Origin of the sequence: Scytonema sp. PCC 10023 (assembly GCF_963920835.1) — a bacterium.
GTDB lineage: Bacteria > Cyanobacteriota > Cyanobacteriia > Cyanobacteriales > Nostocaceae > Kalymmatonema.
This window is the reverse complement of record NZ_CAWUDP010000207.1, coordinates 1-5729: the sequence shown is the minus strand read 5'-3', so window position 1 is coordinate 5729 and position 5729 is coordinate 1. Positions and strand designations below refer to the sequence as shown.

Below are 5729 nucleotides of genomic sequence, written 5' to 3'. Positions count from 1 at the left end.
CAAAATTCCGTTCTACCATTTTTTTGACACCAGGTTAATATTCCGGACGTGTCTACTGTTGACTGCTCTAATACTTGGAGAGCGGTTGGGACTGGTCGAGGCAGTAATTCCGTACTCTTGTTCTAACTTAAAGGCGACGGCTTCATTCGTTGTTGGTGTAACTTCCAACCCCAATTGAGCCGCAATTCGTCTAGTTGAAACCTGGGAGTTGAAATAGTCGTAGGAATCATTAACTAAGCTACCGTCTAACCGAATTCGGGAGGCAATTATATGCAAGTGTTCGTGGTTGCGATCGCTATGTCTAACTGCAACGAACTGACTGGTAGCGTGGGCTGCTTCATCCAGAGGCAAATACCTCATGTCTTTGAGGTATTCCCTCGCCACATAACTATACTGACTATCGGATAAATGCTCATGATAATCGGGGCGGTGTGCGATTGAGATGATGAGGTGAGCGCACTGCCGTTTAACTGCCTTGTTGATGTATTTAGTACTAAGGAACTGTTCGTTAAAGGAGTGCGGAGTTGTTCCCATCATGTTGGTATCAACAATCGCAGCATCATCTTTCCCCAAGACGTACTTGAGCGTGTCGAGAAAGTTGGGTTTTTTATAGATGACGGGAATCAATAAGAAAGGTGTGGGGTGTAGTCGTTGTGAATATTTCTCTAACCTAACAATCCTATTTAGAAGCTGTAAATAACCTAACTTTAAAGATTTGGATAAATTAGGGGGTATGTTGTTGTCTGTAGGGGTAACTTAGGCTTTGACAAGTGATGTGTTTAAAATGCCTAAAATCTAGATGTACAGCTAGTTTCACAGAAGTTGTCAAATTTGACAACTTCTGTAAATTGACTAGTTTCCTATGCCTATAGCAGGCTGCGCCAACGGTAGTAGAGTGTAGGGAGAGATGTTTACTAGGTAGCTAATTCAAGCGTCAAAAATCTTCAATTCTCGACAAACCTAGACAGAATTATCCTCATTATCACATAAAATCACCAATTACTTATGCAAAAACCACGCGATTATAGTGGTTGAGGATTTAAACGTATCGGGAATGATGAAAAATGAGAAGTTAGCGCAAGCTATAGCTGACTGTGGTTTTTATGAGTTCCGGCGGCAGTTGGAGTATAAGTTTAAAAAGTTTGGCAGTCAATTAATTGTTGCCGCTCAATGGTATCCATCTAGCAAAACTTGTAGTTGCTGTGGACACAAAAAAGATAAGTTGTCTCTGTCCGAGCGCACATTTAATTGTGAAAGTTGCGGTGTCTCCATCGACAGGGACTTAAATGCAGCGATTAATATATCGCGCAGGGCTTTGGCGTGAAAGCCTCCTGAGGGATAACCGCTCCCATGCTCCCAATGAAGTAGGAAACAAAGTCTAGGATTGTCCATTCGTGAGAGGTTAAGATAAATTGGCTTTTGTCAATCAGTTAAAATACTTAAAATTTTCTTAATAAAAATGATAATCGTGCGTGGGGGAGAGGGGAGGAGGCGAGCGCCGCTCGCCTCCTCCCCTGTTAATTTGATTATCATTATATTTAAAGTTTGTGACAGCAATTGTGAGACGAAAAAGTATTGTAACAACAGAATAATTTTTTCAAAAAAGAACTTTCTTCTTGGGTAAATTCAATTATCAAACGAGGTAAAGAAAAGTTTGATTTTTTACCATGCCCAAAGCCCAAAAACGAAACTCCGACCATGCACAACGGCATAATACTCCCACTATAAATAATCAAGCGATCGCCAATCAATTACAAGCCTTATTAACTCCAGCGATTGCTAACCAACAAAAATACTATAAACAATTAGGATTACGAGATAGAATTCTAAATTTATCATTAATGGTGGCAGCAGTTTTAACTCTCTTATGGAGACAAGTTCCAGGTGTACAAGAGTTAACCCGGCTGTTAGCAAGGGAAGATTTGCTTTGGTGTCGTGCCACTAAAGTTGCCCAACAATCTCTATCAGAAAGATTTTTAGTTTTTCCAGCAGAGTTATTTGAGAATGTCTTTAAAGATTTATTGCCTCAGTTGCAGCAGAATTGGAAGCAAAGAACTCAACGACTATTACCAGGTAGTGTTAAGTTTGCACTCAATAACTTTGAACGGGTCTGGATTGCCGATGGCTCAACACTTGAGGCTCTATTTCGGAAGTTAAAAAGCCTAGAAGACTTGAAAACAGGGCAATTAGCAGGTAAAATTTGTACAGTTATTGATTTGGTTACTCGTTTACCTATTGAAGTTTGGTTTCACACTAACCCTGCCGCATCAGAAACGAACTTTGAAGCTTCATTACTGAATTTACTGCCTACTAAAACTCTAATTTTACTTGACAGAGGTTTTTATCATTTTCAATTCTTGCAACAACTTATTAACCAAGAAGTTCATTTTATTACGCGTTTAAAAGCTAAAGCCTCTATTAAATACCTAAAAATTTTTAGCTATGACCATTCTGTTAAAGACCGATTGATTCAACTCGGTACTATTCGTCGTGGCGCACCAGTGCTTACTTTACGCTTAATTGAGATAAAAGTTGGTAAAACTAGCTATTCTTATATTACTTCAGTTCTCGACCCACAAATTTTACCTCCCTATGTCGTAGCCGATTTATATAAGCGGAGATGGAGAATTGAAGAGGATTTTTATGTAGTTAAACGTTTATTGGGACTGTCGTATTTGTGGACTGGTTCTATTAATGGAGTGAAGTTACAAGTCTGGGCAACTTGGTTATTTTATGCAGTATTAGTTGACGAGCGGAGATGCGGTAGCTGACGAATTATCTCTACCATTTGACCGCATTTCTTTGGAGATGATATTTCGTGGTTTGTACCATTTTAGTGTTGCACAAGAAAAAGGTAAAGCCGATGATCCTGTTAAATACTTTGCTGCTCAAGAAAACCAAGACTTAGGCGTTGTTAAAAGTGTCCGAAAACCTCTGCCCAAGCTGGATTTCTCCCCTTTTCCTGCACCCTCTTGACAAATGTTCAATTTCCTTAACCTGTCAAGGATGAGGATTGTCTAGGTTTTATATAGCAGAAGAAACGCCTTATTTCTGTTGGCTTGAAGGTGATTTGTATGGATCTAGGTTAAACGCAGCCGCGATGGTTTTATCCACGAGTGCGATCGCAATTTCGACAGTGTTGATAATTTGCTGGTTGTTTGTCTCTTTGGTTAGGTGAGATAGCATCATCAGTTCGCTTTTGAGGGTTCCTGCTGTAGCACGAATAGTTATCAAGTCAGCAGGTGGTTTGGTTGCCAAGACTCGTCTCAAGCCACATGAGCGTAGGTACTCAGATGCGGTTACGCCCGTGGCTATGGCTTTATTCTCAATGGCGATTTTCTCGTCATCGAAGACGTACACCTTGATGGACTTGGTTCGTTTGGTGGGGTTATCTGCCATACCTTGTTTCTTGGCGGGACTGAGGGGAGCAGACTACTACTGCACTAAACTGGAGAACTCGCGCTAGACTGAGAAATCTAACAGCAGCGCACTCCCAATTGTGGACAATATTGCCGCTATTCGTGGTATAACTTCTAGGAAAGCGATATGTAACCAGCAAAAATACTGCACCTGTTGTGATATCTCTGCTACAAGGCTTTTGAATCAATAGAAAAATTGTGTCTGCAAATATTACCTACGTAGAAAATTCACCAGAGTTGTAGGTATAAAACAATTTTGTACTACATCATAAGATGAGTATCACTGAAATAATTGTCAATTAATCTAGATTATTGATAATAGTTAGAAGTTGGAGTAACCCTATTGAACATACCTTGTCTTATGGAGAAACTGCGGTACAGGATAATACACCAAAAATTGGGTGCGACGGGGTGCAAATCTAGACAGAGAGAGGGTTGTGTGGATTTTGTCAAGTTTGATGACCTTAAAGGTAGCATGAAGAATAGAGTCAGAATAACTTCTGTTGTGAGTTGGAGTTTACTCTTACCTTACTCTTTTATAATCAAGTTTTATTTTAATTAAAATAGAAAACTTAAATTTATTTTTATTTGACGATTTGCTGTTTTTTGGAAGTGGGGTAAGAACTGAGTAGGATTTGAGTAAGAGTTAAGTAGGGTATAATTCTCATCAGTACAGTTTAGTATTATATATTACATTCTTTACTGACAATCTTTCATCTACTGGCTTTTTAGTGCAAGAATGAATGATGCTTTTCATTATGATGCGATTGCCCAAAGGGCACTGCGCCTAGCGCAATCGCTAGCCCAAAATTTGTGTTTCAGACCCCGATTTCCGGCACAATTTTAACGTGAGTTCGACGGTTAGAAAAAGGCAAAAAGCTTGCTATGTAGGTATTTGCACAAGTGGGCATCACAAAGGCGATCGCGACGATTGAGCGAGAATCGGTCAAAAAGTGACAAAAAAAGCCGAAACTAAGAATATCTAACAAAAATCAGCGTTTCGGCTATGTCTACGATTCTATCTCGCCTCGATATCACACAAATTTTCTGCGACGTAGATGATTTTTGTAAGCAATGGCAGAATCTCTGGGAGCAAGTACCACAATTGCCATCGGCAACAGGAGAACGGCGCAGCAAGTCAAGAATGCATTTATCAGAAGTGATGACAATAGTCATCGCATTTCATGGCAGTGGATATAAGACTTTCAAGGAATTCTACACGTTGCATGTACTTCCTGGTTGGCATGAAGCATTTCCAAATTTGGTCAGCTACACAAGATTTGTGGAATTGATGCCTTGGTGCTTAATGTTGTTATGTTGCTTTTTACATACACGTACAGGAGAAATTACTGGGATTAGCTTTATCGATTCTACACCGATAAATGTTTGTCACAAATGCCCTTGCACATTCTCACAAGGTGTTTAAAGGATTAGTAAAATGGGGCAAAAATTCTGTAGGCTGGCACTTTGGATTTAAACTGCATTTGATTATTAATGAGCGTGGAGAATTACTCGCATTTTCACTAACAAAGCGCCAATGTAGATGACCGAAAACCTGTTCCAGATATGACTAAAGACTTAATTGGTAAACTGTTTGGTGACAGAGGATATATCTCTCAACAACTATTTGAGGAGTTATATGAGCGAGGTTTGCAGTTAGTCACAAAATCTAAGAAGAAAATGAAAAATCGTTTGGTAAAACTGATTGATAAGATTCTGTTACGCAAACGTGCTGTGATTGAGTCGGTCAATGACCACCTGAAAAATATATGTCAAATCGAACACTCTCGTCATCGTAGTCCATTTAACTTTTTGGTTAATTTGATGGCTGGTTTAGCTGCTTATACTTATTTGCCTAATTTGCCTAAAAAACCTTCCATTGATATTTACCCAAAAGATTTACCTGCACTACCTCCTGCCATTTTTTAGCTCCGTCGAACTCACGTTAAAAGACATACCAAATATATTCGCGATAACAACTCGCGAATCAAATTTGATTTATATTTTAATATGGTTTATTTTATATTTTAGAATTTTGGAGCTAGGTGTCCATTTAAATACGCACAACGTAGTTGAAGCATTTGTGGTAGATTTTCGTACTTCCACTGTGCGCCGACTATTTGTAGTCGCTTATCAATTTGCTTGACTGCTGACTCGACTGCACCTGAACCAATCGAGCTTAACTGCTCTGCTTGGAAGTACATATAATTAACTAGGCGATGCCTATGTTTACATAGATAATTTAGAAAATTAGTCACTAGTACTGTGCGACAGAAATAATCAGACAGTTTAAAATTGAGAAATGACATG

Annotated in this window: 2 protein-coding genes and 4 pseudogenes; 3 read left to right on the top strand and 3 right to left on the bottom strand. The window is 39.2% G+C overall.

Annotation, left to right across the window (positions count from 1 at the left end; translation table 11 throughout):
* Nucleotides 1-12: 12 nt before the first annotated feature.
* The gene (locus ACM0OZ_RS47445; protein WP_414589921.1) at nucleotides 13-627 is read right to left on the bottom strand and encodes a relaxase/mobilization nuclease domain-containing protein; all 615 of its coding nucleotides are present in this window, start codon (nucleotides 625-627) and stop codon (nucleotides 13-15) included.
* A 358-nt stretch (nucleotides 628-985) separates the two neighbouring features.
* On the opposite strand from ACM0OZ_RS47445, the pseudogene ACM0OZ_RS47440 reads away from it, so the two are divergent.
* Both ACM0OZ_RS47440 and ACM0OZ_RS47435 read left to right on the top strand, forming a co-directional pair.
* A pseudogene (locus tag ACM0OZ_RS47440) lies at nucleotides 986-1324 on the top strand (RNA-guided endonuclease InsQ/TnpB family protein); the annotation flags it as partial.
* A 343-nt stretch (nucleotides 1325-1667) separates the two neighbouring features.
* A pseudogene (locus ACM0OZ_RS47435) lies at nucleotides 1668-2964 on the top strand (IS4 family transposase); the annotation flags it as partial.
* A gap of 81 nt (nucleotides 2965-3045) precedes the next feature.
* On the opposite strand, the gene ACM0OZ_RS47430 reads toward ACM0OZ_RS47435, so the two are convergent.
* A complete protein-coding gene (locus tag ACM0OZ_RS47430; RefSeq protein WP_414589920.1) occupies nucleotides 3046-3399 on the bottom strand; it encodes a plasmid mobilization protein in 354 nt (117 codons plus the stop codon).
* Nucleotides 3400-4425: 1026 nt separating this feature from the next.
* On the opposite strand from ACM0OZ_RS47430, the pseudogene ACM0OZ_RS47425 reads away from it, so the two are divergent.
* Nucleotides 4426-5348, top strand: a pseudogene (locus ACM0OZ_RS47425) (IS982 family transposase).
* A 98-nt stretch (nucleotides 5349-5446) separates the two neighbouring features.
* Here the strand turns inward: ACM0OZ_RS47425 and ACM0OZ_RS47420 are convergent.
* Nucleotides 5447-5729, bottom strand: a pseudogene (locus ACM0OZ_RS47420) (hypothetical protein); the annotation flags it as partial.

Coding starts and splice junctions, on each gene's coding strand:
- ACM0OZ_RS47430 (WP_414589920.1), bottom strand. CDS start 3,399: ATGGCAGATAACCCCACCAAACGAACCAAGTCCATCAAGGTGTACGTC.